This is a genomic window from Williamsia muralis (genome assembly GCF_051487485.1).
Classification (GTDB): Bacteria; Actinomycetota; Actinomycetes; order Mycobacteriales; family Mycobacteriaceae; genus Williamsia; species Williamsia muralis_B.
On the sequence record NZ_JAHVCV010000007.1, the window covers coordinates 78,038 to 102,283 of the forward strand.

Annotated in this window: 23 protein-coding genes; 12 read left to right on the top strand and 11 right to left on the bottom strand. The window is 65.4% G+C overall.

Annotation, left to right across the window (positions count from 1 at the left end):
- Nucleotides 1–93: 93 nt before the first annotated feature.
- The 3 genes from KXR83_RS19280 to KXR83_RS19290 all read left to right on the top strand — a co-directional run bounded on the left by KXR83_RS19280 (nt 94) and on the right by KXR83_RS19290 (nt 5,115).
- Nucleotides 94–2,880, top strand: a complete 2,787-nt coding sequence (locus KXR83_RS19280) for a DUF2232 domain-containing protein (protein WP_437426193.1) — start codon at nt 94–96, stop codon at nt 2,878–2,880.
- Nucleotides 2,881–2,972: 92 nt separating this feature from the next.
- Nucleotides 2,973–4,508, top strand: coding sequence for a flavin-containing monooxygenase (locus KXR83_RS19285; protein ID WP_437426381.1), 1,536 nt, complete (start codon nt 2,973–2,975; stop codon nt 4,506–4,508).
- 13 nt (nt 4,509–4,521) lie between these two features.
- Nucleotides 4,522–5,115: a TetR/AcrR family transcriptional regulator gene (locus KXR83_RS19290; RefSeq protein WP_437426194.1), complete on the top strand. Its 594-nt coding sequence runs from the start codon at nt 4,522–4,524 to the stop codon at nt 5,113–5,115.
- A 24-nt stretch (nt 5,116–5,139) separates the two neighbouring features.
- On the opposite strand, the gene KXR83_RS19295 is transcribed toward KXR83_RS19290, so the two are convergent.
- A complete protein-coding gene (locus KXR83_RS19295) occupies nt 5,140–6,117 on the bottom strand; it encodes an NAD-dependent epimerase/dehydratase family protein (protein WP_437426195.1) in 978 nt (325 codons plus the stop codon).
- Nucleotides 6,118–6,128: 11 nt separating this feature from the next.
- The gene (locus tag KXR83_RS19300; RefSeq protein WP_437426196.1) at nt 6,129–6,869 is read right to left on the bottom strand and encodes a glucose 1-dehydrogenase; all 741 of its coding nucleotides are present in this window, start codon (nt 6,867–6,869) and stop codon (nt 6,129–6,131) included.
- Between the two features lie 210 nt (nt 6,870–7,079).
- On the opposite strand from KXR83_RS19300, the gene KXR83_RS19305 reads away from it, so the two are divergent.
- The gene (locus KXR83_RS19305) at nt 7,080–8,105 is read left to right on the top strand and encodes a ferritin-like domain-containing protein (protein ID WP_437426197.1); all 1,026 of its coding nucleotides are present in this window, start codon (nt 7,080–7,082) and stop codon (nt 8,103–8,105) included.
- 150 nt (nt 8,106–8,255) lie between these two features.
- Complete coding sequence (locus KXR83_RS19310; RefSeq protein WP_437426382.1) at nt 8,256–9,644, top strand: MFS transporter; 1,389 nt, start codon at nt 8,256–8,258, stop codon at nt 9,642–9,644.
- On the opposite strand, the gene KXR83_RS19315 is transcribed toward KXR83_RS19310, so the two are convergent.
- Nucleotides 9,582–10,490, bottom strand: a complete 909-nt coding sequence (locus KXR83_RS19315; RefSeq protein ID WP_437426383.1) for an ArgP/LysG family DNA-binding transcriptional regulator — start codon at nt 10,488–10,490, stop codon at nt 9,582–9,584. The genes KXR83_RS19310 and KXR83_RS19315 overlap by 63 nt on opposite strands.
- A gap of 67 nt (nt 10,491–10,557) precedes the next feature.
- On the opposite strand from KXR83_RS19315, the gene KXR83_RS19320 reads away from it, so the two are divergent.
- From KXR83_RS19320 to KXR83_RS19335, 4 genes are all read left to right on the top strand, one after another.
- Complete coding sequence (locus tag KXR83_RS19320) at nt 10,558–11,178, top strand: LysE/ArgO family amino acid transporter (RefSeq protein WP_437426384.1); 621 nt, start codon at nt 10,558–10,560, stop codon at nt 11,176–11,178.
- Nucleotides 11,179–11,258: 80 nt separating this feature from the next.
- On the top strand, nt 11,259–11,726 hold the full coding sequence (locus KXR83_RS19325; protein WP_437426198.1) for a DUF4334 domain-containing protein: 468 nt from the start codon (nt 11,259–11,261) through the stop codon (nt 11,724–11,726).
- Nucleotides 11,727–11,900: 174 nt separating this feature from the next.
- Entirely contained in the window at nt 11,901–13,700 is a 1,800-nt protein-coding gene (locus KXR83_RS19330) for a cation:proton antiporter (protein WP_437426199.1), read from the top strand.
- Nucleotides 13,701–13,799: 99 nt separating this feature from the next.
- Nucleotides 13,800–14,909 carry an NAD(P)-dependent alcohol dehydrogenase gene (locus KXR83_RS19335; protein ID WP_437426200.1) on the top strand — a complete coding sequence of 370 codons (1,110 nt, stop codon included), beginning with the start codon at nt 13,800–13,802 and terminating at the stop codon, nt 14,907–14,909.
- Nucleotides 14,910–14,921: 12 nt separating this feature from the next.
- Here the strand turns inward: KXR83_RS19335 and KXR83_RS19340 are convergent, their stop codons facing one another.
- Genes KXR83_RS19340 through KXR83_RS19355 form a run of 4 tightly spaced genes read right to left on the bottom strand, consistent with a single transcriptional unit; the run spans nt 14,922 to nt 16,480 of the window.
- Nucleotides 14,922–15,233, bottom strand: a complete 312-nt coding sequence (locus KXR83_RS19340; RefSeq protein ID WP_437426201.1) for a YciI family protein — start codon at nt 15,231–15,233, stop codon at nt 14,922–14,924.
- A 17-nt stretch (nt 15,234–15,250) separates the two neighbouring features.
- On the bottom strand, nt 15,251–15,784 hold the full coding sequence (locus tag KXR83_RS19345) for an SRPBCC domain-containing protein (protein ID WP_437426202.1): 534 nt from the start codon (nt 15,782–15,784) through the stop codon (nt 15,251–15,253).
- Nucleotides 15,774–16,127 carry an ArsR/SmtB family transcription factor gene (locus KXR83_RS19350; protein WP_437426203.1) on the bottom strand — a complete coding sequence of 118 codons (354 nt, stop codon included), beginning with the start codon at nt 16,125–16,127 and terminating at the stop codon, nt 15,774–15,776. Before KXR83_RS19350 ends, KXR83_RS19345 begins: the two co-directional genes overlap by 11 nt.
- Nucleotides 16,124–16,480, bottom strand: coding sequence for a VOC family protein (locus tag KXR83_RS19355; RefSeq protein ID WP_437426204.1), 357 nt, complete (start codon nt 16,478–16,480; stop codon nt 16,124–16,126). Before KXR83_RS19355 ends, KXR83_RS19350 begins: the two co-directional genes overlap by 4 nt.
- A gap of 228 nt (nt 16,481–16,708) precedes the next feature.
- On the opposite strand from KXR83_RS19355, the gene KXR83_RS19360 reads away from it, so the two are divergent.
- A complete protein-coding gene (locus KXR83_RS19360; protein WP_437426385.1) occupies nt 16,709–17,740 on the top strand; it encodes a crotonase/enoyl-CoA hydratase family protein in 1,032 nt (343 codons plus the stop codon).
- 1 nt (nt 17,741) lies between these two features.
- Nucleotides 17,742–18,587 carry a hydrolase gene (locus KXR83_RS19365; RefSeq protein ID WP_437426205.1) on the top strand — a complete coding sequence of 282 codons (846 nt, stop codon included), beginning with the start codon at nt 17,742–17,744 and terminating at the stop codon, nt 18,585–18,587.
- A gap of 164 nt (nt 18,588–18,751) precedes the next feature.
- Here KXR83_RS19365 and KXR83_RS19370 read toward each other — a convergent pair whose 3' ends face one another.
- The 3 genes from KXR83_RS19370 to KXR83_RS19380 form a co-directional block, all read right to left on the bottom strand.
- Nucleotides 18,752–19,966 carry a DUF222 domain-containing protein gene (locus KXR83_RS19370; protein ID WP_437426206.1) on the bottom strand — a complete coding sequence of 405 codons (1,215 nt, stop codon included), beginning with the start codon at nt 19,964–19,966 and terminating at the stop codon, nt 18,752–18,754.
- A gap of 187 nt (nt 19,967–20,153) precedes the next feature.
- A complete protein-coding gene (locus KXR83_RS19375; protein ID WP_437426207.1) occupies nt 20,154–20,831 on the bottom strand; it encodes a DJ-1/PfpI family protein in 678 nt (225 codons plus the stop codon).
- Nucleotides 20,832–20,882: 51 nt separating this feature from the next.
- A complete protein-coding gene (locus KXR83_RS19380) occupies nt 20,883–21,902 on the bottom strand; it encodes an NADP-dependent oxidoreductase (protein WP_437426208.1) in 1,020 nt (339 codons plus the stop codon).
- Nucleotides 21,903–22,034: 132 nt separating this feature from the next.
- Here KXR83_RS19380 and KXR83_RS19385 point away from each other — a divergent pair, with 132 nt between their 5' ends.
- Nucleotides 22,035–23,348 carry an alpha-hydroxy-acid oxidizing protein gene (locus tag KXR83_RS19385; protein WP_437426209.1) on the top strand — a complete coding sequence of 438 codons (1,314 nt, stop codon included), beginning with the start codon at nt 22,035–22,037 and terminating at the stop codon, nt 23,346–23,348.
- Here KXR83_RS19385 and KXR83_RS19390 read toward each other — a convergent pair.
- Nucleotides 23,345–24,232 (bottom strand): oxygenase MpaB family protein, encoded by an 888-nt coding sequence (locus KXR83_RS19390; RefSeq protein ID WP_437426210.1) that lies wholly within the window; start codon nt 24,230–24,232, stop codon nt 23,345–23,347. The genes KXR83_RS19385 and KXR83_RS19390 overlap by 4 nt on opposite strands.
- Nucleotides 24,233–24,246: the final 14 nt, after the last annotated feature.

Consider the following 24,246-nt stretch of genomic DNA (forward strand, 5'->3'; position numbering starts at 1 on the left):
CGTGAGGCCGATGGCCGTCGCTCGGTCCTCTGGCAATCTGGACAGATCGAACAGCAACAGGAACAAGAAGCCGGTGGCGCAGTGAGCGAACCGATGAGCGCCCGAGCCCGCCGGCGCGTCACCGCCATCGAGATCGCCGAAGCAGCGGCCCTCGCAGACGTCGCGGCGGCGATCTGTGTGTTGAGCCGGTTTCTGCCCATCGGGGGCGCGGCCTCATTGGTCGCATCCGTGCCGTTCGCGATCCTTGCCGGGCGCCGGCGCCTGCGGGTGAGCCTGCTCGGCGCGCTCACCGGGTACATCGTGGCGTTCTTGTTCGGCGGGTTCTCCGCCGCGAACCTGGTCGGAAGCGCGGCGATCTTCGGCACGCTCTCGGGCATCGCGTTACGTCGTGGCTGGAACGCTCCCCGGGTCACCCTCACCGCACTGCTCGCTATCGCGGTGCCGTCGGCCGCTGTTGCGACCGGTTTCCTGGCGTTGTTCACCGATTACCGCGAGTTCATGATCAAACAGATCGACAACGGGTGGCGGGGCACCAAGCGGTTGATGGACAACGCGGGCTTCGACCAGTTCACGTCCGTGGTCGATCCGGCGGTCAACTGGTGTCTCGACTACTGGTGGATCGCGATACCCGCGTCCGGAATCGCGGGGGTCACGTTCTCCGCTCTGACCGTGTTCCTCCTTCATCGCCGCCCGGTCCCGCCGATGATCGCCCGACTGGGCACACCGCACACCGACGAACGACGTCCGGACTCCGGCCCCGTCGGCCCCTTGCCCGTGCGTCTGGACAACGTCGCCGTCACGTACCCGGGTGCAACAGAGCCGGTCATCGCCGATGTGTCGATGACCCTGGCGGCCGGGGAACTGGTGGCGGTGACCGGGCCCAACGGAGTCGGCAAATCGACTCTCGCCAAAGTGGTCGCCGGTCGTGATCCCACCGCCGGCACCGTCAGTCGGCCCGGGGCGGTCGGACTGGGTCGTCCGGGTGGCACCGCGGTGATCAGTCAACGGCCCGAGACCCAGGTGTTGGGCATGGTGGTGGCCGATGACCTCGCGTGGGGCAATCCAGGCCTGACCGAAATCCAGATGGAGGCACTGCTCGATCAGGTCGGTCTGGGCGGGATGTTGTACCGCGAGACCGGGACCCTGTCGGGTGGTCAGCTGCAACGTCTTGCGATAGCGGCGGCGCTGTCCCGACATCCTGCCGTGCTCATCAGTGACGAATCCACGGCGATGATCGACCAGGAGGGTCGCGCGGCTGTCAACGGGATCTTCCGGTCGCTCGCCGACCACGGTGAGACCGCCGTCCTCCAGATCACCCACGACACCGACGAATCGGCCGTCGCCGACCGGGAGATCGCGCTGGACTCCCGGCATTCGTCGGTGTCCACCAAGTTGCGAACCACCACCGGCGCCGGCCGCGCCATCCGCGGCGCCCAGGTCAGCCTGATCGACGTCGGGTACGCCCACGACGCCGGAACGCCTTGGCACAACCAGATTTTCAGCGGGTTGAACCTGCACTTCGAGCCGGGTTCGGCCGTGCTGCTCACCGGCCCCAACGGAGCCGGCAAGTCCACCCTCGCAAGGGTGATGACCGGGCTGCAGCAGCCCACCTCGGGCCGGGTGCTGGTCGACGGGATGCCGGTGCAGAACGGTCGGCAACACGCGTTGCTCGGGTTCCAGTATTCGCGCCTGCAGATCGTTCGGTCTCGCGCCCGCGCGGACGTCAAAGATGCCGCGGGTGTCGACGACACCGCGGCCAACGCGGCGCTGCTCGAACTCGGCCTCAACTCCGCGGTCATCGGTGACGCACTGGTGGACGAGTTGTCGGTGGGTCAGCAACGCCGGGTGGCCCTGGCCGGGCTACTCGCCTGCAAGCCGCGACTGCTGGTTCTCGACGAGCCGCTCGCCGGTCTGGACGCCCCGGCTCGCGCCGCGATGGTCGCCGCGCTGCAGCGGGTGAAGGCGTCGGGCACCACACTCGTGGTGATCTCGCATGATGTCGGTGAGCTCGACGAGCTCGTCGACAGGACGATTGTCGTCGACGAGGGCACCGTCGACGGGCAGCCGGTCACGCCGGCGCCGCCGCCGTCGAGTCTGAAATCCACCGCGAACCTGGCCAGCGTGGTGCGCACGCTGCCGCACGCCTCACCCGCGCGCAAGTGGTGGGTGGGGACAAAACTGGTGATGTTGGCGGCGATCGCGCTGATGTTCGCGCTCGAACCCACCTGGCTCAGTGTTGCCGTCGGCGCCACGATCGCCGCAGGTTGGACCGTGCTGGGCAGGGTGCCGCGCGCTGCCGTTCCCCGACTGCCGCTCTGGCTCGTCGGGATCACACTCTTCGGCGGGTTCATCACCGCCCTCGGTGGCGACGAGCCATACGTCATCGTCGGCGGGGTGGAGTTCGGGATGGGCGGTGCCGCGTACTGGGGAATCCTCATCTGCATGACGGTCATCTCGCTGTACAGCGCGTTGCTGTTCTGCTGGACCACCCCGATGGTCGAGATACCTGCGTTTGCTCAGAGGCTGGTCGGGTGGGCAGCGCGGCTGGGTATCCCCGCGCAGTCGGCCGCGGTGTCGGTGGCCCTTGCGCTGCGGTTGTGCCCGTTCCTGATCAGTGATTTCCGCACCTTGCTGCAGACCATCGCCCAGCGCAGGTCCGACAAAGAGCAGACGGCGCGGGAGAGGATCAACGGGTGGGCGGCCTGTCTGCCGATCGTGTGTTCACTTGCCTGCCAGAACGGGCGCGAGCTCGCGGCCGCCATCGAAGCCCGAGGTGGCGTGGGATCGGTGTCCCGATCTGACCGGAGTCCGAGATTTATGGACCTCCTCGTGCTTATCGTGGTCCTCGGGTCGGTAGGCGCGGTCGTCGCGCTGGGATGAGCCCCCGCGGCCACGGCCGCGCTCGGGCAGACGGCCCGGTGCCGCGACAAGTGGAGGTCTGCGCAGTGATTGACGATCAACGGCAAGAGCACATCCGAGGGCAAGAACGCCCGGAAGCGCCCGACGTCTCTGACACCGACATCCCCTACACCGACGTTGTCATCATCGGTGCGGGGCTGTCAGGGATCGGCGCGGCCTACCGGATCGCCGAGAAGAATCCATCTCTCACCTACACACTGCTCGAGCGCCGTTCCAGAATCGGCGGCACCTGGGACCTGTTCCGGTACCCCGGAATCCGCTCGGACAGCGACATCTTCACCCTCAGCTTTCCGTACGAGCCCTGGACGCGTGAGGAGTCGGTGGCCGACGGCGACCACATCCGCGACTACATCACCGCCACCGCACACAAGTACGGCATCGATCGGCACATCCGGTTCGACACCAGAGTCCGGTCGGCCGATTGGGATTCGTCCTCCGACACCTGGACCGTGCATGCCGAGCACAACGGCACCGAGGCCACGTTCCGGTGCCGGTTCCTGTTCTTCGGCACCGGCTACTACAACTACGACGAGGGCTACACACCTGAGTTCGAGGGTCTGGAGAACTTCGCCGGCCAGGTGATCCATCCTCAGTTCTGGCCGGAGGATATCGACGTCACCGGCAAGAAGGTGGTGGTGATCGGCAGCGGGGCGACGGCGATCACGCTGATCCCGGCTCTTGCCAAGGCAGCGGAGTCGGTGACGATGCTCCAGCGGACACCCACGTACATCATCTCGATGCCGAAGGTGGAGCCACTGGCCAATGTGATCCGAAAGGTGCTGCCAGGCAAGATCGCTCACAACGTGGTGCGGTGGCGCAACGTTCTCCTGAACTCCTTCATCTACCTCGTCGCACGCAAGTCGCCCGGCGTCGCGAAGCGGTTCCTGCGCAACATCGCTGTCCGCAACCTCCCCGAGGGTTACGACGTCGACACCCACTTCAAACCCTCCTACCAGCCGTGGGACCAGCGGATGTGTCTGGCGCCCGGCGCTGATCTGTACAAGGCCATCGCCGAGGGCAAGGCGTCCGTGGTCACCGACCACATCGACACGTTCGATTCCGACGGGATCCGGCTCCGGTCAGGGGAGCACCTGGACGCCGACATCATCGTCACGGCCACCGGACTGCAACTGCAAGCGCTGGGCGGGATCGCCGTCAGCGTCGATGGTGAGGACGTCAAACCGAGCGATCGATTCGTCTACAAGGGCCACATGCTCGAAGACGTGCCGAACATGTCCTGGTGTGTGGGCTATACCAACGCATCATGGACGCTGCGCGCCGACATGACGGCGCAATCGGTGGCGAAGTTGCTGGCGCACATGACGTCTCACGGCTACACGCACGCCTACCCGCATCTCGGCGACGAGGTGCTAACAGAGAAGTTCGCGTGGGACATCAAGGCGGGTTACGTCCTGCGATCGCCGCATGCGCTGCCGAAGTCGGGCACCAGACGTCCCTGGAACGTGCGACAAAACTTTCTCCTCGATTCCCTCGATCACCGTTTCGATCGCATCGGCGAATCGATGATCTTCGGCCGGGCCACCACCCCCGCCGCCGCACCGACGGTCCCCGAGTCGTCCGTGCGGTGATTGAATCGGTGCGGTGAGCACATCGGACACAGAAGCGGCAGCTGACGAGCCGAGGCCTCCGGGCCGGCCTCGCGACGGTTCGATCGACGACCGGATAGTCGCGGTGACCCGCGAAATGCTCCTCGATGTCGGGTGGGAGGGTCTGAGCCTGCGTGCTGTCGCGGCGAAAGCCGGCGTCGGGCGGGCGAGTCTGCGCCGCCGGTGGCGTACCAAGGCCGAACTCGTGTTGCATGCGATCCTCGGGCCCGAGCCCGACATGTCGCGGTTCGACGGATCCGACCGGGTGCAGTGGATCACCGAGACGGTCAACGGAAGTCACGAATTGTTCGCCACCCCGGAGGTACGGGCCGCGGTCCCCGGATTGCTTCAGGCGCTGCGGGAGAACGATGACCTACGCCGGCGCCTGTGGTCGGATTTCAGTGGGCCGCCCGCATCGTTGTTCGCCGCCGACCCGGAGTCGACCAAGTCTGCCGATCCGGACATCAATGCCCGCGCCATCTTGGCCCTCGCTGCGGGGTCGGCGCTGTTCCTCAGCGCGGTGGCCACCGACGACGACTCCGACGTCTTGCGGCGTAGGATCATCGAAATCCTCACGGCCGCATTGTGATGCAGGTTCTTTCGCCCGCCCAGATCACTTCGGTGAAGCGGTGGTGAGGGTTTCGAGGATCGCGGTCTCCGCCGAGCGCCAGGTCAGGGCGAGGTCGGTGCGGGTCAACGAGTCGTCCGTCGGGGTGGCCGCGGTCAGCAACTGCGCGGCCTCGTAACTCAGTCCGCCGATCGGAACAATCCCGGCCACGGTGTCGGCGATCCGGCCCAGTGTACGGAACACGCTGCCCGGCAACGGTATCCGAACGAATCGGCGTCCAGTTCCGCGTTCGAGCAGATCGATCATGCGCGCGAACGTCAGCATCTGACCGCCCAGGATGTACCGACGCGGACCGCGCCCGGGCGTCATCATCGCCACGTGTGCGTCGGCCACATCGCGAACGTCGATCATCTGCATACCCCCGTCGACCACCGGCGCGATCCTCGACCGGACGATGGGCGACCAACCGCGCTCGGTCACACCCGCGGCGGTCTGCAGCGCCGGCCCGACAACGCTCGCGGGGTACGTCACCACCACGGGCGCGCCTGCTTGCTGTAGCTCCCGAGCCACCCGGTCGGCATATGCCTTGGTCTGCCCGTAGGCGCTGCGGGCGGTGGCGGTGGGACTGTCCGGTCCGATCACTGGGTCGGGGGAGGGGAACAGTGCGGCATAACTGCTCACCAGGACCACCGGATCGAGGCGGGTGTTCACCGCCGTCCGCAGGATCGCCTCGGTTGCGTGAGCGTTGATCTGCCACATCAGGTCGGCCTGCCGGTCGTCGGTGCCGACAACGCCGGCTGCATGGATCAGGGCGTCGCAGCCGTCGAGCAGGCTTGTGACAACCGATGCATCCCGCACGTCACCCGTCAGAACCGAGGCACGCCCCGACGGTGCCAACCGGTTGACGAGGGACGGATCTTCGTGCGGTGCCACCAGTACCCGGAGGTCGAAACCCGCGTGGTCGAGACCGTGGAGGATGTGTGCACCGACGTATCCGGTGCCGCCGGTGATCGCTATCCGCATGCCGGCCCGGGTCAGAAGGTCTTGTGGGGGACGCCGGCGAGCAGCCCGCCTTCGACCACGAACTCGCCACCGGTGGTGTACGACGACTCGTCGCTGGCGAGGAACAGCACCATTGCCGAGACCTCCTCGGGGTCGCCGCCACGTCCGAGCGGGATGGTGAGGAAGTCCTCGGGGATCGCCTCGGTCATCGGCGTCCGGATGAATCCGGGATGGATCGAGTTGACCCGTACGTTCTTGGGCGCGAGCTCCAGCGCCACGGACTTGGTCAATCCGCGGACCGCGAACTTGGTCGCGGTGTAGCCGTGCAGCCCTGGGCTGCCGCGGAAGCCCTCCACCGACGACACGTTGATGATCGACGCGGGTGCCGAGTTGGCCAGGGCGTTCGCTGCCGCCTTGATACCGAGGAAGGTGCCGGTCAGATTGACGTCGAGGATGGCCTGCCAGTCGGCCAGCGAGAAATCGGCGATCAGGTTCCCATTAACCATCCCCGCGTTGTTGATGAGCACGGACAGGCTGCCGAAGGCGTCGAGGGTGGTCGCCACGGCCTCGTGCCAGCTGTCTTCCTGGGTGACGTCGAGGTGGACGTACAGAGCGTCATCGCCGAGTTCGTCGGCCAGATGCCGGCCGGGCTCGTCGAGGATGTCGCCGATCACCACGCGGGCGCCCTCGGCCACCAACGCCCTGGCGTGGGATGCGCCCATGCCGCGGGCGCCACCGCTGATAAGAGCCACCTTGCCTGCTACTCGGTCCATGATTTGCCTCCCCATCGAATTAATTCGGTACCATTGGTACCATAATTAACGATCAGGCGGGTTCTGAATGCGAGCAGGTCAAAACGGTAGTTAGGCGCCGTAAGGTTATCGAATTGTGATCTGAATCTCTGCATCGTTTACCTGCAACCCTCACGGGTACGCCTTTCCTCGACAGCTCTATCGACCAGAGAGTCCAACCGAAGGAGAGATATGAGCACCACATCGACAACGCTGCGCCAGCAGTTGCGCACCATTTTGACCCTGACCAACACCGAGATCCAGATCGCCGAGACGCGTACCGCGCAGGCACGGACCGAGGCAGTTCGTCGCGAACTCACCGAGAACGCCGAGAATGGCCGGCTCCGTGCACAGGCAATCGAAGAAGCCATCCGTGACCTGGGTGGTCTGCCCGATGTCATCCGGCCCATCGCCGGCCGTCTGGCCGCGTCCGTGAAGGCCCTGGCCGAGCAGGCGCAGCCGCTCGACGAGGCGCTGCTGGGCGACCTTTCGCTCGAGCACCAGTTGCTCGACCGGGCACGCTACGTGAAGGCGCTCGCCACAGCGGAGAACGAGACCACTGTGGTCACGCTGTCCGAGCAGCTGATCAATGCTCACGAGTCGACTGTCGTCTGGCTCACCACGCTGCTCGCCGAGGAAGCCATCGGCGGACCGGTTGCACTGCGTCGCGGACCTTTGCAGGCCGCCAGCGGAGCTGCACTTCGCGCCGCCAGCATCCCGGCCACGCTCACCGCACGTGGCGTCGACCGCGCAGTCGATGCGATCCGTAACGCCCCGGCTCAGGTCAGCGCATTGTTCGACCGCACCGAAGAGGCCGGCGAAGCCGCGCTGGGCCGAGCCGCCAAGGCCGGACAGGACGCACTCGCTCGTACCTCGCGCGCCGGAGACACGGCACGCAAGACTGCCAGCGCCAGCAGGGACGCGGCTCTGGAAGCGGCAGAGCAGACTGCTCGGGCCAACGGCGCGAACGATGCAGCGGACCGGCTGCACGCGGCCCGCGAAGGCACCGGCACCATCGACCCCGCCGATCTCCCGATCGATGACTACGAGTCGCTCAATGTGAGCTCGGTCGTCGCGGCGATCAAGGAGCTCGAGAAGCCGTCGGACGTCCGTCTGGTGATCGCATACGAGGAAGCGCACAAGAACCGCCACGGAGTGGTCTCGGCAGCACAGACCCGTATCGCGGCCATCGCGCAAGTAGTCGTCGGCGTGAAGTGACCTGACCTCACGTTCTCGCCGAGAACAAGCCCGCCACCACCGTGACCCGGTGGTGGCGGGTTCTTTTTGTGCCCATGGTGCCCGGAGCCTGCCGGCGAGAAATCGGGTGGCATGTGCGCCGCTGGATCGGGCACAGTTGACGGGGTGTCCATGCCGACGTCGCTGCCCCGTGCGCTGAAGCCGTTTCGGCATCAGCAGTACCGGTTGTTGTGCATGGGCCTGGTGCTGGCGATGTTCGCCGACGGGATCTGGACTGTCGGCGTGGTGTGGCAGGTCATCGACCTCGGCGGCGGCCCAGGGCAGCTGTCGTTGGTCACTGCCGTCGCTGCGGTCGGCATGGTGGCCTCGACGTTGCTCGGGGGAGTGCTGGCCGACCGGATGTCGCAGCGCACCATCCTGATCGCCCTCGAGTTCGCGAAACTGATTGTGATCGGCCTCGTGGGCGTGCTCGGCTTCACCGGCACGCTGCAGATGTGGCAGCTGCCGCTGGTCTCGCTCATCGGCGGGATCACGACGGGCATCTACTACCCGACCTATTCGGCATTGCTGCCGTCTTTGGTGCCGCGCGAGGAACTCATGGCCGCCAACGGCATCGAGGGCACGTTGCGTCCCACGATCTTTCAGGCAGCGGGCCCGGCAGTTGCCGGCGGTCTGATCGCGCTGTCGTCGCCGGCCCTTGCGATCACCGCGTCGGCGGTCGCCTCGGCCTTGTCGGCGGTGTTCTACCTCCTGATGCGGCCGACGCCGGCCAAGCAAGAGCCCAGGCCGCGAGCAGAGCTGGTCCGCGGAACGGTCACCGATATTGCCGAGGGATTCGTGTACATGTGGCGTACCCCTTGGCTTTTGGCGACGCTGCTGTTCGCCTTGCTGATGGTGTTGATGGTGATGGGGCCGCTGGAGGTGCTGGTGCCGTTCGCGGTCAAGGAACGCGCCGGCGGCGACGCCGGTTCACACGCGATGGTGTTGGCGGCCTTCGGAATCGGGGGAGCGATCGGCTCCCTGGTGATGGCGTCCATGCCGATGCCGCGCCGGTACCTGACGGTGATGTTCGTGGTCTGGGGTCTGTCGTCGTTGCCGTTGGTCGTGATGGGCATGGCCACCGAGGTGTGGGTGTTCGTCCTCGCGGGCCTGGTGCTCGGTTTCGCGTTCGACGGACCCATGGTCATCTGGGGCACCCTGCTGCAGCGCCGCGTCCCGCCGCACATGCTGGGGCGGGTCTCGAGTCTCGACTTCTTCGTGTCCATCGCGCTGATGCCCGTGTCGATGGCGATCGCGGCACCGGTGAGTGAATGGATCGGCCTGACAACCACTTTTGTCATCGCGGGCATCGCTCCCGTTCCCGTGGCCGCCATCGCGTTCTTCGTCGCCCGCCTGCAACACGACGAGATCGCGCATCCCCTGCGCGACGGGCCGGCCACTGTCGAGGTGGTCACCAAGGCCGAAGCGCTTCCCGCCGTGGAGGTGAAGGCGGGCGTGTCAGATCAGGAACTGCTTCGCGCCGGCCACGACGAGCTCGGTGAGGTCGTTGACGATCGGTGACTCGAGTTTCCAGTACTGCCAGTACAACTGGATGTCGACGTGGTGTTTGCCCAGTGTGCGAACCGTTCCTGCCGCCAGCGCCGGGGCGATCTGCGCGGCGGGGACCGCTCCCCATCCGGCCCCGAGTTCGACGGCTCGGTGGTATTCCACCGATGCGGGGACATAGGTGACCGGGGGGTCGACGTGGCGTCGGGTCAATCGGTTGAGCAGGTCCGTCTGAATGGTGTCCTTGCGGTCGAACGCCACCATCGGCGCACGCGCCAGGTCTGCCGCACGCAGCCCGTCTGGAAGCCATGTGTCGATGAAGTCGGTGCTGGCCACCGGGAGATAACGCATGGCGCCGAGAGCAATCGCGGCGCAGCCGCGCACGGGGATGGGGTCGGAGGTCACCGCCCCCACCGCTTGCCCCGACCGCAGGAATCCCGTGGAGTGACTCTCATCGTCCCTGAGCACCTCCACCGCGACGGGGTGGCGCCGCTGTATCTCGGCGACCACCGGTAGCAGCCAGATCGAGATCGAGTCCGCGTTCGCCGCAACTGGCAGGTGCATGCGTGGGACATCCCGCGGATCGGCCGCGAGCGCTTCGGGATGGCCGAGCAGAGTGGATTCGGCTTCGCGTCGCAGCAGATCCCATTGCGCCGCGAGTCGCAGCAGAACCTCACCGTCCGGGGTGGCGCGGGCCGGTTTGGTGCGTTGCACCAGGACCCGCCCGACCGACGCCTCCAGGGCTTTCATTCGCTGGCTCACCGCGGACGGTGTGACGTGCAGAGCGTCGGCGGCAGCGTCGAACGTGCCCCCTCGGACCACCGCCGCGAGCGTGCGCAGTCCTTCGCTGGTGATGTCCACGTAAGTCATTCTAATGCTCCATGAAAATCATTCGCTGGATTGATTGGACGGGCCGACTTAGCGTGGCCTGGTGTCCTACTTCTTCCCGGCGGTTGCCGGCCTCCTGACCGGGGCGGGTCTGATCATCGCCATCGGTGCACAGAACGTGTTCGTCCTGCGGCAAGGTATTCGTCGCGAGCACGTCCTGCCGGTCGTCGCCGTGTGCACCGCGTCCGACATCGTCCTCATTCTCGCCGGCGTCATCGGCCTGGGCGCCGTGGTCACCGCGCACCCGCAGGTGGTCGACCTGGCCACCTTCGCCGGTGCCGGCTACCTCCTGGTGCTGGCGGCACTGGCCGCCCGCCGGGCGATGCGGCCGGCGGCGATCGACGCAGGCAACGCGGTGGCCGCGACGAGCAGATGGGCGGCCGTCGGCACAGCGGGCGCGCTGACCTGGCTCAATCCCCATGTCTACCTCGATACGGTCATCACCCTCGGCGCAATCGCCAATACGCATGGCCCGCAATCGAAATGGGTGTTCGCCGCTGGTGCGTGCGCGGCGTCTCTCCTGTGGTTCGCCGCGCTGGGGTTCGGCTCGGGAAAGCTGGCGCCCCTGTTCGCCAAGCCCCGGGCGTGGCGACTGCTCGACGTGCTGGTGGCCGTGGTCATGGGGTCACTTGCGGTGGGTCTCATCGTGAGCACGCTGTGAAGCGGATCCGCCAAGCAGGTTGGCCGGCTGGTCATTTCTGACTACTCTTGTGCGCAGAATCCCCGAGCAGTGAGGTCTGGATGGACAACGACAAGGCCGTGGCCACGTTCTTCGAGCTCAAGGAAAGTCAGGCGGTGAGCAAACCCGCCCATCTGGACGAACTGTGGTCCGCGTTGGAGCCGATCGGGCGTGACTTCATGATCGGTGCCTGGTCCGGGGGCGAGCTGCCGAGTGGGCACAAGATGGACGGTCAGCTCGAGCTGGCGCGGTGGCACGGCAAGACATTCAATTCGATCTACGACGTCAAACCGCTGGTGTGCCGCGACGACGACGGCAACCTGTACTCGAATCAGGAACTCGGCAAGGGCGAGGCCAGCCTGTGGGATGTGCAGTTCCGCGGGGAGACCACCGCTTCGATGGTCTACGACGGCCAGCCCGTCATCGATCACTTCAAGAAGGTCGACGACACCCACGTCATGGGCATCATGAACGGCAAGACGTCGCTGGTCCGTGACCGCCACTTCTACTTCTATCTCGAGCGCGAGTGACCGCTGGGTAATCGCCGGACGAGCTGAGCCGGCCCGTCTGATCCGACACGTGGCCCACGGCCTTGTGGGACCTCGCGCCGCCAGCGACAATTCCGATATGCCCCGCACCGCGCCAGGCCTCGTCACCGCACGTGACGGGCACACGCGGGCGTTTGGCGCGCAGGCGGGGCCCTGGTGACCAGCCTGGTGGCGACCTCTGCTGATCTCGGTGCCGACAGTGGCCTCGAGCCCTTCTCGATGATCGCGCTGGTGTTGCTGATGGCCGCGATCGTGGGGCTTGTCGCCACCCGGCTGCGCCAGCCGATGATCGTGGCTTTCATCGGCGTCGGGGTGCTTGTCGGCCCGGTCGGCACGGGATGGGTTGTCGCCGACGGGACCATCGAGCTGCTGGCCCGGCTGGGGATCGCGGTGCTGCTGTTCCTGGTCGGCTTACGGCTCGACCTCCACCTGATCCGCAACACCGGGCCGATCGCGCTGATCACCGGGCTGGGTCAGGTGATCTTGACGGCGGTCATCGGATACGGCGGTGCCATCGCGTTCGGGATGGATGCCACCGCCGCGTTGTATGTGGCTGTGGCGCTGACGTTCTCGTCCACGATCATCGTGGTGAAGCTGCTCTCGGACAAACACGAGATCGAGCAGCTTCACGGCCGGATCGCACTCGGTGTCCTGATCGTGCAGGACATCGTTGTGGTGCTGGTGATGATCGTGCTCACCGCCGTCGGGCACGGCAGCGGTGACACCAACATCGGGCTCAGTGTGGTGCTGGTGGTGGCCAAGGGCATTGCGCTCCTGGTGGGCGTCGGTCTCATGATGCGGTACGTGTTGCCGTGGTTGCTCGGTCACATCGCGCGGTCTCAAGAGCTGCTGGTGCTGTTCGGGGTCGCCTACGCCGTGGGTGTCGCAGCGTTGACCGAGTGGCTCGGTTTCAGCTCTGAGGTCGGCGCCTTCATCGCGGGCATCTCCCTGGCGGCAACGCCGTATCGCGATGCGATGGGTGCACGGCTGGTCAGCCTGCGGGACTTTTTGCTGCTGTTCTTCTTCCTCGACCTCGGGGCACGACTCGAGTTCGCCGATGCCGGTGGGCAAGTGGTCGAAGCGCTAGTGTTCTCGGCGTTCGTATTGATCGGCAAGCCGATCATCGTCATGTTGATCATGGCGGTGATGCGTTACCCGGTACGAGTGGGATTCGCCACCGGTGCCACGCTCGCGCAGATCTCCGAGTTCTCATTGATACTTGCCGCTCTGGGGTTCGGTCTCGGCCACATCGATGGCGCCACAGTCAGTCTCATCACGGTCGTCGGACTCATCACCATCGGCTGTTCCACCTACCTGATCCTGTACTGGAGTGCGATCTACGACCGTCTGGAGCGCTGGGTTGCGGTGTTCGAACGGACCGAGAAACTGCGTCCCGAGGCAGTCGACATCACTCCCGAAATCGACACGATCGTCTACGGATTGGGCCGGTTCGGTACCCACGTCGCCGAGCACCTGAGCGAGTCGGGACACAAGGTGCTGGTGGTCGACTTCGACCCCCAACGGGTCGCGCACCACAACAACCGCGGACGGCCGGCAGTGTTCGGCAGTGCCGAGGACGTCCACTTCCTCGAGTCGTTGCCGCTCGCGCAGACGCGCTACGTCATCAGCACCATCCCGGTGATCGACACCAGTAGGACTCTGCTGCACAACCTTCGGCAGGCGAAGTACGCCGGCCGCACGGTGGTCACCGCGCACACCCGCCACGATGCCGAACAATTGCGCTCAGCCGGTGCCGATGTAGTTCTCGAACCATTTGCATTGGCGGCGGGTGCCACAAGCGATGCGCTGCGGGCCGCACTTGACGCACTCGATCAGGACGAGTCCGACAGCGCGGGCGTGGCAGAGTCCGGCTCCGGCGAATCCGGCATCGACGACCCCGCGGCACCCCTGGGTAGCGTGCCAGAGGAGTTCGGCCACCGCGACACCCGCGAATGATCGCGTGGTCGCAGATGGAAGTGACTACAGTCAGTGTCAGATGGCGGTGCCGATAGGGCGTTGTGCCATCCGTTTTCATCGGTCGAGTGGAGGGCGGACATGGTCGCGAGTCGAGCTGCGGTACTCACTGAGGCGGGCGGTGCCCCGGTGCTCGCCGACATCGAGGTCCGCGAGCCGGTTGACGATGAGGTGCTGATCAAGATCGGTGCCGTCGGCATCTGCCATACCGACATATCCCTGGCTGCCCGATGGCCGGCGAAGCGGATGCCGATCGTATTCGGGCATGAAGGCTGCGGTGTGGTCGAAGCGGTGGGGCCGGGTGCCACAGTCGCAGTCGGGCAGCGTGTTGTGTTGACGTTCAACAGTTGTGGAGTGTGTCCACAATGTGTGGCCGGTCGTCCTGCGTACTGCGACCGATCGACCACCTTGAACATGCGTGGTGACCGTGCGGACGGGTCCGGCGCCTTGAGCTGGCCGGGGGCCTCGAGCGAATCGAATGGCCCGGTTGTCGGTGGGTTCTTCGGGCAATCGAGCTTCTCGACGTATGCGATTGCAACCCAACGGAACACGGTCTCGATCGGCGATCAGATCGATGCCGCCACTGCCGCTCCGCTGGGGTGCAGTGTGCAAACCGGTGTCGGTGCGGTGCTCAATGCCCTGCGACCGGGCATCGGCGACTCGATCGCGGTGTTCGGGGTAGGTGCCGTTGGCCTGTCTGCGGTGATGGGCGCAAGGATTGCCGGGTGCCGCACGATCGTCGCAGTGGATCCGGTTGCCGAGAGACGTTCATTGGCAATTGATCTGGGTGCTACACATGCCATCGACCCCACCGAATCCGCCGTGGTGGAGGCGGTGGTGGAACTCTCCGCCGGTGGTGTCGGCCACGCCCTCGACACCACCGCCATCCCGGCTGTCCTCGCCGACGCCGTCGCAGCACTGCGTACACGAGGACAGTTGGGCATCGTTGGTCTGGGTGCTCCGACGGCTGAACTCCCGGTTGGACTCGTGATGGGAAGAGGGCTGTCGATCCGGGGCATCGTCGAGGGCGACAGCGTGCCGCAGACCTTCATTCCCGAACTCGTCGATCTGTACTCGCGCGGTGACCTACCGCTCGAAAAGCTCATCACTGCTTACGACTTCAGTGACTTCGACAACGCTTGGCGGGCGGCGAGGTCGGGTGCTGTTGTGAAGCCGGTTCTTACGGTGTGACGCAGGCCCCGGTCAGCCCGCCGTGTCATCGCGGCCGATACCGACAGGCATCGGCAGTATCTCGACGCGCGCGAGGCCTGAGGTGATCGCGGGATCGGCGGCGCTGATCGCCCGCACCTCGGCCTCGGAGTCGGCGCGCACCACCCCCAGGCCCCAGTTGCCTGCCGGGTCGACGACGGGTCCGAAGATGACCGCGGTGCCGTCGGACAGTAGCTCCGACCAGTAGGCACCGTGCCGGCCCATGATGGCGAGCTCGTCGTCGGACATGTCGCCGGGACCGAAAGTGGGTCGAGGTGGAATGAGTTTGTACACGAAGTGGGTCATGCGATGCCCTTTCAGGCTCAGGTGAGTGATGATTCGATGGCGGCGACCGAGGCCGCGAGGGCGGTGGCCCACCCGCCGGAGTACGCGCCCGAGCTGTATCCGCCTGGCGCAGCGCAATCTTCGCGAAGTTGCTCCTCGCTGAGCCGTTCCCAGCCACGGTGTTCCACGGACACTCTGGTGAGTGCGGGGCCGAGGGCGCTGAACGCCAACTCGACTTCGGTGGGCTCAGGAGTGTTGAGCCACGTCATGACAAACCGGCTCGGCGGTTCCCACACTTCGAGCTGACCCCAGTCGGCGGTGGTGCCGTCGTCCCATGTCTCGTAGACGCGACCACCGGTGTGCTCCTCGATGGTGACGCTGCGGGCGCGGTCGCCGCCGATCGACATGGGCTGCAGCGGCCACCAGACGCCGATGGTTCGGACGAAGGTGGTGAAGACGTGGTCGAGATTGCTGCGCACGGTGGTGGATTGGCGGATCGGCGGACGCCGCAGGGGGACTACTGAGTCGCTACCAGGCCGGGTGGACTGGTCGGTCTCGCGTTCAGCCGGCACGGTTCACCTCGTCACCGTCGGTCAGTCCGCGCTCGGCCTCCACCAGTTGCCGCGCGACGTCGAGAGATGACGCCCACATGCCGTCGAGCATGTCTCGCAGTTGGTCGATGCCCTCGGGGCGGGTGCGGTACATACGGCGGGTCCCGTCACGCCGCTCGGTAAGCAGTCCGGCGTCCTTCAACACCGTGAGGTGCTGAGAGATCGCGGTACGGCTGACCTCGAAGCGCGCCGCGATCTCGCCGGCCGCGAGCTCTTCACCGGAGACGAGTTCCAGAATGGCGCGGCGGCGGGGCTCGGCCATCGCACGAAGGGCTTCGTCGACGCCGGGCTGTTCTGCGGTCATGTCCAGAGCCCGATGGTGTTGCCGTCGGGGTCGGCGAACATCGCGAAGCGGCCGTACCCGTCTGGCAGGTCCGTGGGAGGTACGAGTGCTTTGCCGCCGAGGGTTTCGGCCCGGTCGAGCGATGCCTGCAGGTTGTCGACCCGCATGTACACGCTCACACCGCCGGTCTCCGCCGGGTCGGTGAGGGCGCCTATGCCGCCGCCAACCGCCTCTTCACCTGCGCCGGTGTCGACCAGTGAGTATCCGGGCCCCTGGCTCTCGTCGATGGTCCAGTCGAACAGTTCGCGGTAGAACGCTGTGAGGCGGGCGGGGTTGTGCGATGTGATCTCGAAGAACGCGACCGGTGCTCCCATGATGTCTCCTTGTACGAGTGTTTGTCGGCCATGGCTAACGTTAGCGAGCACTAACAGATAAGACAAGGGGTAGTTCTGGTTTTGGTTTCGACGCGTCTGTGGCCGACCGGCCACCGTGCCGCCGTATGCAAAGAGCGCCGTGTGCAAAAGAGCGCCGTCGACGAGTCGCCGTCGCCCATACTGACGGTGGTCCATGCACGTGGACCGTGTCCATGAGGGAGGCGATGGCTGATGGCTGACGATGACCACTCCGGTACCCGGCCGGCCGCGTGGCGAGAAGGCCTTGCGGAGGGTTCGGATTCGCTGTTCGCCGGACGCGAGCGGGCTGAACCGGACGCCGAGTATCGAACCCTCACCTACGAGGTCACCGACCGGATCGCGCGGATCACCTTCAACCGGCCTGAGCGGGGTAACGCCATCACGGCCGACACCCCGGTCGAATTGGCTGCCGCCGTCGAGCGCGCCGATCTCGACCCACGAGTGCACGTGATGGTGGTGTCCGGACGTGGCAAGGGTTTCTGTGGTGGTTACGACCTGTCGATCTTCGCGGAGAACGGCGGGAATCCGTCAGACGGTCCGGACGCGGCTGCGGGTACCGTACTCGATCCGATTGTGCAGGCGCGCAACCACAATCCTCATGGCACATGGGACCCGATGGTCGACTACGCAATGATGAGTCGATTCAACCGGGGTTTCGCCAGTCTCCTGCACGCCAACAAACCGACGGTGGCAAAACTCCACGGATTTGCGGTCGCCGGCGGAACCGACATCGCGCTGTACGCCGACCAGATCATCTGCGCCGACGACACCAAGATCGGCTACCCACCGACCCGCGTCTGGGGAATTCCCGCGGCGGGGATGTGGGCGCACCGACTCGGAGACCAACGGGCCAAACGGCTTCTGTTCACCGGTGACTGCCTCAGCGGAAAACAGGCTGCGGAGTGGGGACTGGCCATCGAGGCGCCGGAGGCGGACCGCCTTGACGAGCGCACCGAGGATCTGCTGGAACGGATCTCGCGGATGCCGATCAACCAGCTCATCATGGCCAAGTTGGCGATGAACAGTTCGCTGCTGTCGCAGGGTGTTGCCAATTCGACGATGGTCAGCACAGTCTTCGACGGCATCTCTCGACACACCCGCGAGGGCTATGCATTCCAGATGCGTTCGGCAACAGTCGGATTCCGCGAGGCGGTACGCGAGCGCGACGAACCGTTCGGCGACTACAAGCGCGCTCAGTTCGACAAGCCCGGAGATTCCTGATTTGTCCGCGCCCACCACATCCGGAGACCCTTGGTTCTGTGTCAACTGCGCCAACGAGTATGCGCCCGCTGTTGATCCGCCTGCGGAGTGCCTGATCTGTACCGATGAACGTGAGTTCGTCCCGCCGGACGGTCAGCAGTGGGTTCGGCTGGCCGACCTCGACGAGCGAACGATCGACTGCAGCGAGGTGGAGCCCGATCTGCTTGCCATCACTCTCGACCCGCAAGTGGGTATCGGGCAACGAACCTTTCTGATCAGAACACCGGCTGGAAACCTGCTGTGGGAACCGCCGGGCTACATCGATGAGTCGTTGGTCCGGCTCATCGCGTCCCACGGAGGCATTTCGGCGATCGCGTCCAGCCATCCTCACCTTGTAGGAGCCAGTGTCTCACTGAGCCACGAGTTCGATTCGGTGCCTGTCTATTTCAACCAGGCCGACGCGACCTCTCTGACCCGACCCGACGACGTCATACGGTTCTGGACCCATCGTCAGCCCGTGTTCGGCGGCATCGAACTGGTGCAATGCGGCGGCCACTTCCCTGGCAGCTCCGTGCTGCTGTGGCCGGATGGCGGCAACGGCAGGGGAGCGATCTTCGTCGGTGACACACTTATGGTCGGCGCGGACAGGCGCAGCGTCTCGTTCATGCGCAGCTACCCCAATCTGATCCCGCTGCCCCCGCGCCTGGTCCGGAAGATCGAGGCGACGGTTATGGCGCTGTCGTTCGACCGGATCTACGGAGGATTCGACGGTCAGGTGATCGAGTCGAACGGTCCTGCGATCGTCCAATTTTCGGCCGACCGCTACGTCGGCTGGGTCACCGACGAACTGCGCGACAGGGGCGAGTGACACCGCGAGCTCCGCTACGTTCCTGAGGGTGAAGCCCTCACACTATGGAGTTGTCAATGTGCCTGCGCGTTCTCGGCTGTGCCGAGTGAGGCCGGGTGGAGCGGTCTGTAAAGTCGTCATTCGTGCTGCAGGTGAACGAAGGTGTTGTTGCAGTGGATGGTGAGTCAGGCTGCGAGGGTGAGGGTTCGGCGGTTGTAGGCCGGTAGTGGTTGTCGGGTGGGGTCGATGTCGGCGGGTGGGATGAGCCAAGGGTGCCCGTCGGTGCCCATGACGATGTCCCAGTCGGTGTGGTGCACGGCCCGGTGGCACGTCCGGCACAGCAGGCACCCATTCGCGAGGGTGGTGGGTCCTCCGTCGGCCCAGTGCACGATGTGGTGGCAGTCTGACCAGGTCGCTGGTGCTCCGCATTTGATGCAGCAGGTATCGCGGATCAGGATCGCTTTACGCACTGGTCCGGCAAACAGGCGTTTGGGTGGACTCAGATCGATCGGCACTTGCTGCCCGTCGAGGGTGATCGAGGTGATCACGGCATCACACGCTGCTGCTGCGGCGGTTGCTTCGGTGACCGGGCCCATCCACCGCAACACCGCCTGGTCGGGGTGATCGGCCGGGACCGTGACGGCCACTTCCGTTCTCGGCGCCGACACAAATCCTTGCCCGCCGCCGCCACAGTCGAGGAGTTGGTGCAGGGCATCAGCTCGTCGTTGCGTCGGTGTGCGAGCATCTGCGCTCCCGTCCGGTTCGGGACGCGGTCGGGACCACACATCGAGCGCGGACATCATCTTTTCCCCGGTCACCGCATCAACATCAAATCTCCCCGACAACCGGCCATCGTCAGTGATGACGTAGTCCAGGCTGTTCAACGAAGTGTCTTCGGCGGCCGGCACCCCACCCGACTCCTCGGCAATCTCGTTGCCCATTGTCCGGGCGATCTGGCCGATCTCGGCGGGTGGTGCACCAGAGATCGCATGAGCCAAGAGTTTTCGTTCGACCTCAGATCGGACGTCCTCACTCATCACATCCTTGGAGCGGCTGCGAACATGCGCAATGCCCCGTGTCACTGCGTCGACGTGCTCGGCGGAGAGGAACCCGTCCCGAAAGTATCCGGCCGTACGATCCAACCCCACCAAGCCGGTCCCGATTCGTAGCCATCGTGCCGCCGCTGCTGGCGCGGCACCGTTGGCTTGCAACACCTTCGGCGTTGTCGACCCCATCCGTGTGGCCACACCGAGGCGGTCGATGATCGCCGCGCCGGTCGCCATCCGCGCCTCGACGGCATTGCGCAAGGTGATCAGGTCTTTCACCACCGCCACCACCCCGGTCGGATCATCAGGAAACCCCGCACCGATGACCTCATCAACCAGATCAACAACAATCATCGCCACACCCCCTCCAAGACAACACAACTGGACAACAACATTGGGACAGCCGATCACAATGGTGGCGTAGTCACACGTATCTCAGAGTCAGGTCTTGCGGACGATCAGCGTGGTATCAGTCTAGCTATTCGAACACACATTCGATAGTCATCTGTTTGGATGAACCTCTCCCTCGGGTCCTGGTGTATCAAAGCGACTCGCGCCCAAGCACCTTCGCAATCAACGGCAGACGATCGGCCTGCATCTCATGTTTCATGGCGTCGACAACTACCGGGTCAGCAGTACTCGGCGAGCCCGCGTCGAAAGGCGGTGCAGGGTCGTACTCGATCATCAGCTGGATGCGGCGTGCCACATCCTCGCCGAAGATGTTTGCGGCGACCGTCAAAGCGAAGTCCATTCCGGAGGTGACGCCGGCTCCGGTGATCACGTTGCCGTCCTGGACAACTCGCTGACCGACGGGTTCGCATCCGAACTCGCTGAGCATCGACATCGACGCCCAATGGCTTGTCGCCTTCTTTCCCGCCAGTAGACCGGCTGCCGCGAGGGTGAACGAGCCGGTGCACACCGAGGTCACCCATCGAGCGCCGGCAGCCTGTGTGCGTAGGAAGTCAAGTGCAACAGCATCTTCGAACAACTCGAACGCTCCCCGCCCGCCAGGGACGAACAGCAGGTCGGCCTGCGGAGCCTGGTCAAGTGTGATGGTCGGAACGATGCTCCAACCACAATCGGTTGTCACCGGCTTGAGGTTGTGCCACGCCAAGTGCACGTCGGTGTCGGGGAAGTGTGAGAAAACCTGGGCGGGGCCGGTCATGTCCAGCTGCGTGACGTTCGGGAAGAGCAGCACGACGATCTGCAGTCTGGTCATGACCGACCCTAAACCAGCGTCAACACCGATAGGGCTGTTCGAGCCCTACTCTCACTCGGCTACTCGCACCAGCGCCTTGCCGAAGTTGCGACCGCTGAGCAGGCCGCGGAATGCCTCGGGCACGTTGTCGAGGCCGTCGGTGATGTCTTCGCGGTACTTCAGCGAGCCATCGGCCACCCACTGTGTGGCCTCCTCGAGGAAGCGAGGCATCTGCTCGGCTGCGAACTCGGTCTGGATGAACCCGCGGATGGTCAGGCTCTGGGTGAGCACGGCGCCCATCAACGCGCCGGACCGGTCCGGGCCTTCAGGGGCCGACGTCAGGTTGTAGTTGGCGACCAGGCCGCACACGGGGATGCGTCCGTACAGGTTCATCCGGGGCAGAACCGCGTTGAAGACCGCGCCGCCCACGTTCTCGAAGTACACATCAATGCCATCGGGGGTCACGGCTGCGAGCTGGTCTTTGAAGTCGTCGGCACGGTGATCGATGGCTGCGTCGAAACCGAGCTCGTCCTTGAGGTAGGCCACCTTGTCTGGTCCGCCGGCGATCCCGACCGCGCGAGCGCCCTTGAGCTTGGCGATCTGCCCAACCGCTGACCCGACCGGGCCGGCAGCTGCGGCCACCACCACCGTCTCGCCCGGCTGCGGCTTTCCGATGGTCAGCAGCCCTGCGTATGCGGTGAAGCCGGGCATGCCCAGAACGCCGAGCGCGGTGGACGGTGAGATGGCCTCCGGATCGAGCTTGCGGAGGTATTTCGCCTGCTCAATCGAGTGGGTGCGCCAGCCGGCGTACCCGAGCACCACATCGCCGGGCGCGAAGTCGTCGACGGTCGAGGTGAGGACGCGTGAGACCGTGGCGCCCACCATGGTGTCGCCGATCTCGACCGGTGGGGCGTACGACTTGGCCGCACTCATCCGGCCACGCATGTAGGGATCCAGCGACAGATACAGGGTTTCCAGCGCCACCTCGCCCGGCCCCGGTTCGGCGAGATCGAACTCTTCGAATCGGAAGTCGGAATCCTTGGGTTCGCCGTGTGGGCGTTCTGCCAGGACGATGCGGGTGCCGTTGGTCATGTATCTCCTCGTCGAGAATTGTTGCGGTCCTCTTCGTCAACAGCCGAGGGTGACCGTGCTGTTCCGTCGGCTGCCGAATGTGAGGCAACTCAAGTCACCATCGTCGCTCATCTGGCCCGCTACGGTGGGCCGATGAGCAGCAACACGCGACCGGCGTCCGATCTTTCCGGCCGGGCTCGACAGAACCAGATCTACACCGACGGCGTCTTCGGTCGAAAGCCGAAGGTGCCCACCAATTTCGACGATCTGGAACGCGCTGCCAAGCGCAAAATGTCGGCCAAGGCGTGGGCCTATGTCGCCGGTGGAGCGGGTGAAGGCAGCACGATGCGTGCCAACCGCCGCGCCCTCGACAGCTGGGCGATCGTCCCCAGGATGCTCCGCGACGTCTCGGTGCGGAGTCTGTCCACCGAGCTGTTCGGCCAGCAGTTGCCGGCACCGATCCTGTTCTCCCCGGTGGGTGCGGGCGGCCTGGTCTTTCCGCAGGCCGACGTCCACATCGGCCGAGCCGCCGCCGAGCTCGGTGTCCCGTACATCTTCTCCAGCCAGGCCAGCGCGCCGATGGAGAGCACTGCCGCGGCGATGGATGAGGTGTCGCCCGGGGCGCCCCGCTGGTACCAGCTGTACTGGTCGAGCGACGAGCAACTGGTGGACAGCTTCCTGCAGCGCGCCGAGAGATGCGGTGCGGCGGCCATCGTGGTCACGCTCGACACCACCATGCTGGGTTGGCGGCCGCAGGACCTGAACCTGGGCTCGCTGCCGTTCGCGCAGGGGATGGGCATCGACCAGTACACCTCTGATCCCCGCTTCATCGATATGGTGCGAGCTCGTATTGCTGCGGCCGTACCCGGTCCCAAGCCCCAGGTGACGGTTGGCGCAATCAAGTCCCTGGTGTCGATGGCGAAGAACACCCCCGGCAATGTGCTGGCCAACCTTCGCTCGCCCGTGCCCAGGGAGTCTGTGCAGACCTTCCTGGAGACCTACTCGCGTCCCTCGCTCAACTGGACGGACATCGCCGGGCTGCGCGAGCGGACGTCGCTGCCGATCGTCTTGAAAGGAATCCTGCACCCCGACGACGCGCGTCAGGCCGTCGGTGCCGGGGTGGACGGCATCTTGGTTTCCAACCACGGCGGCCGGCAGATCGACGGATCCATCGGGTCGGTCGAAGCGCTCACCGACGTGGTCGCCGCAGTTGACGGCAAGGCGAAGGTGTTGCTGGATTCGGGGATCCGCGGAGGCGCCGACGTCTTCAAGGCGTTGGCCTTGGGCGCGGACGCGGTGTGTATCGGCCGTCCGCACATGTACGGACTTGCGCTGGCCGGGTCGACAGGTGCGCGAGATGTGGTCGCCAACATCATCGCCGAACTTGACCTGACGCTGGGACTGTCCGGGAACACCAACACCGCCGACTTGTCGCCGGCGGTGTTGAAGAAGGTGCGACTCGACTAGATGAGTTTTCGGCCGGTCCGGATCCGGCGGCGGACGTCCCACAGGTAGGCGTTGAACGGGAATGCGCGCATCGGTTCGGGCAGTCGCGTCACCACGGACCGGACGATGCGATTGTGCAGGTCGAAGAGTTGCTGTTGCCGCGGAGTCCACTGAAGGCCCATCTTCTCGCGGAACTCGGGTGGCAGGAACCCTGCGGTGAGGAACAGGCCGAAGTCGCCGATCAGCATGGACACCGGTTTGGGCAGGAACTCGAACTTCGCGATGCTGATCAGCAGTTCCCGGATGGTGTCGTCGATCTCGAGCTGCGCGACCGTCCCATCCCAGTACTCCTGGAAGTCGGCGCGTGTGGCCGGCCACATGTCGCGTGGCATCTGCAGCGTGGTGCCCATGAGAGCGCCCTGCTGGTATGCCTCTTCGGTGATCGCCGACGGGTCGCCGTAGAGAATCTGCATGTCTTCCCAGCCCTTGTAGAGGCAGGCGGCAACCCACAACTGCAGGCTGGGATCGAAGGCGTTGTACTCGACCGGGCTCGACTCGGTGGACCGCACCTGCGCGTGTGAGTGGCCGACGGCTTTGCGGTACGCCTTGCGGTCTTCCGGGGTGCCGTTCACCGCGACCGCGAGATACGACAGCGTGGTGCGGCCGCGCTTGATGGGGTGCTTGAACAGGTTGCCGGTGTCGACCTTGCTCTCCGCGACGCCGTATCCGACCGCGGGCAGTGCGAGCTGCATGATCACATTCGCCGCCCCGGCGAGAGCAGAGATGCCCGGCATATCCAACAGGTCTCCGGGCGCGCTGTCGGTCTCTGCGCGATTTCGGGTGCGGATGGGCTGCGGCATGTCGATGGACAGGGCAGCCGTTCCGTCAACGGTTCCAGACGTCATTGTCGGCCTCCAAG

Excerpts from the sequence above, each read along its gene's own strand:
- KXR83_RS19280 (WP_437426193.1), top strand. The coding sequence starts at position 94 with ATGAGCGCCCGAGCCCGCCGGCGCGTCACCGCCATCGAGATCGCCGAA.
- KXR83_RS19295 (WP_437426195.1), bottom strand. The coding sequence starts at position 6,117 with ATGCGGATAGCGATCACCGGCGGCACCGGATACGTCGGTGCACACATC.
- KXR83_RS19300 (WP_437426196.1), bottom strand. The coding sequence starts at position 6,869 with ATGGACCGAGTAGCAGGCAAGGTGGCTCTTATCAGCGGTGGCGCCCGC.
- KXR83_RS19305 (WP_437426197.1), top strand. The coding sequence starts at position 7,080 with ATGAGCACCACATCGACAACGCTGCGCCAGCAGTTGCGCACCATTTTG.
- KXR83_RS19310 (WP_437426382.1), top strand. The coding sequence starts at position 8,256 with ATGCCGACGTCGCTGCCCCGTGCGCTGAAGCCGTTTCGGCATCAGCAG.
- KXR83_RS19325 (WP_437426198.1), top strand. The coding sequence starts at position 11,259 with ATGGACAACGACAAGGCCGTGGCCACGTTCTTCGAGCTCAAGGAAAGT.
- KXR83_RS19335 (WP_437426200.1), top strand. The coding sequence starts at position 13,800 with ATGGTCGCGAGTCGAGCTGCGGTACTCACTGAGGCGGGCGGTGCCCCG.
- KXR83_RS19340 (WP_437426201.1), bottom strand. The coding sequence starts at position 15,233 with ATGACCCACTTCGTGTACAAACTCATTCCACCTCGACCCACTTTCGGT.
- KXR83_RS19350 (WP_437426203.1), bottom strand. The coding sequence starts at position 16,127 with ATGACCGCAGAACAGCCCGGCGTCGACGAAGCCCTTCGTGCGATGGCC.
- KXR83_RS19355 (WP_437426204.1), bottom strand. The coding sequence starts at position 16,480 with ATGGGAGCACCGGTCGCGTTCTTCGAGATCACATCGCACAACCCCGCC.
- KXR83_RS19370 (WP_437426206.1), bottom strand. The coding sequence starts at position 19,966 with ATGATTGTTGTTGATCTGGTTGATGAGGTCATCGGTGCGGGGTTTCCT.
- KXR83_RS19375 (WP_437426207.1), bottom strand. The coding sequence starts at position 20,831 with ATGACCAGACTGCAGATCGTCGTGCTGCTCTTCCCGAACGTCACGCAG.
- KXR83_RS19380 (WP_437426208.1), bottom strand. The coding sequence starts at position 21,902 with ATGACCAACGGCACCCGCATCGTCCTGGCAGAACGCCCACACGGCGAA.
- KXR83_RS19385 (WP_437426209.1), top strand. The coding sequence starts at position 22,035 with ATGAGCAGCAACACGCGACCGGCGTCCGATCTTTCCGGCCGGGCTCGA.
- KXR83_RS19390 (WP_437426210.1), bottom strand. The coding sequence starts at position 24,232 with ATGACGTCTGGAACCGTTGACGGAACGGCTGCCCTGTCCATCGACATG.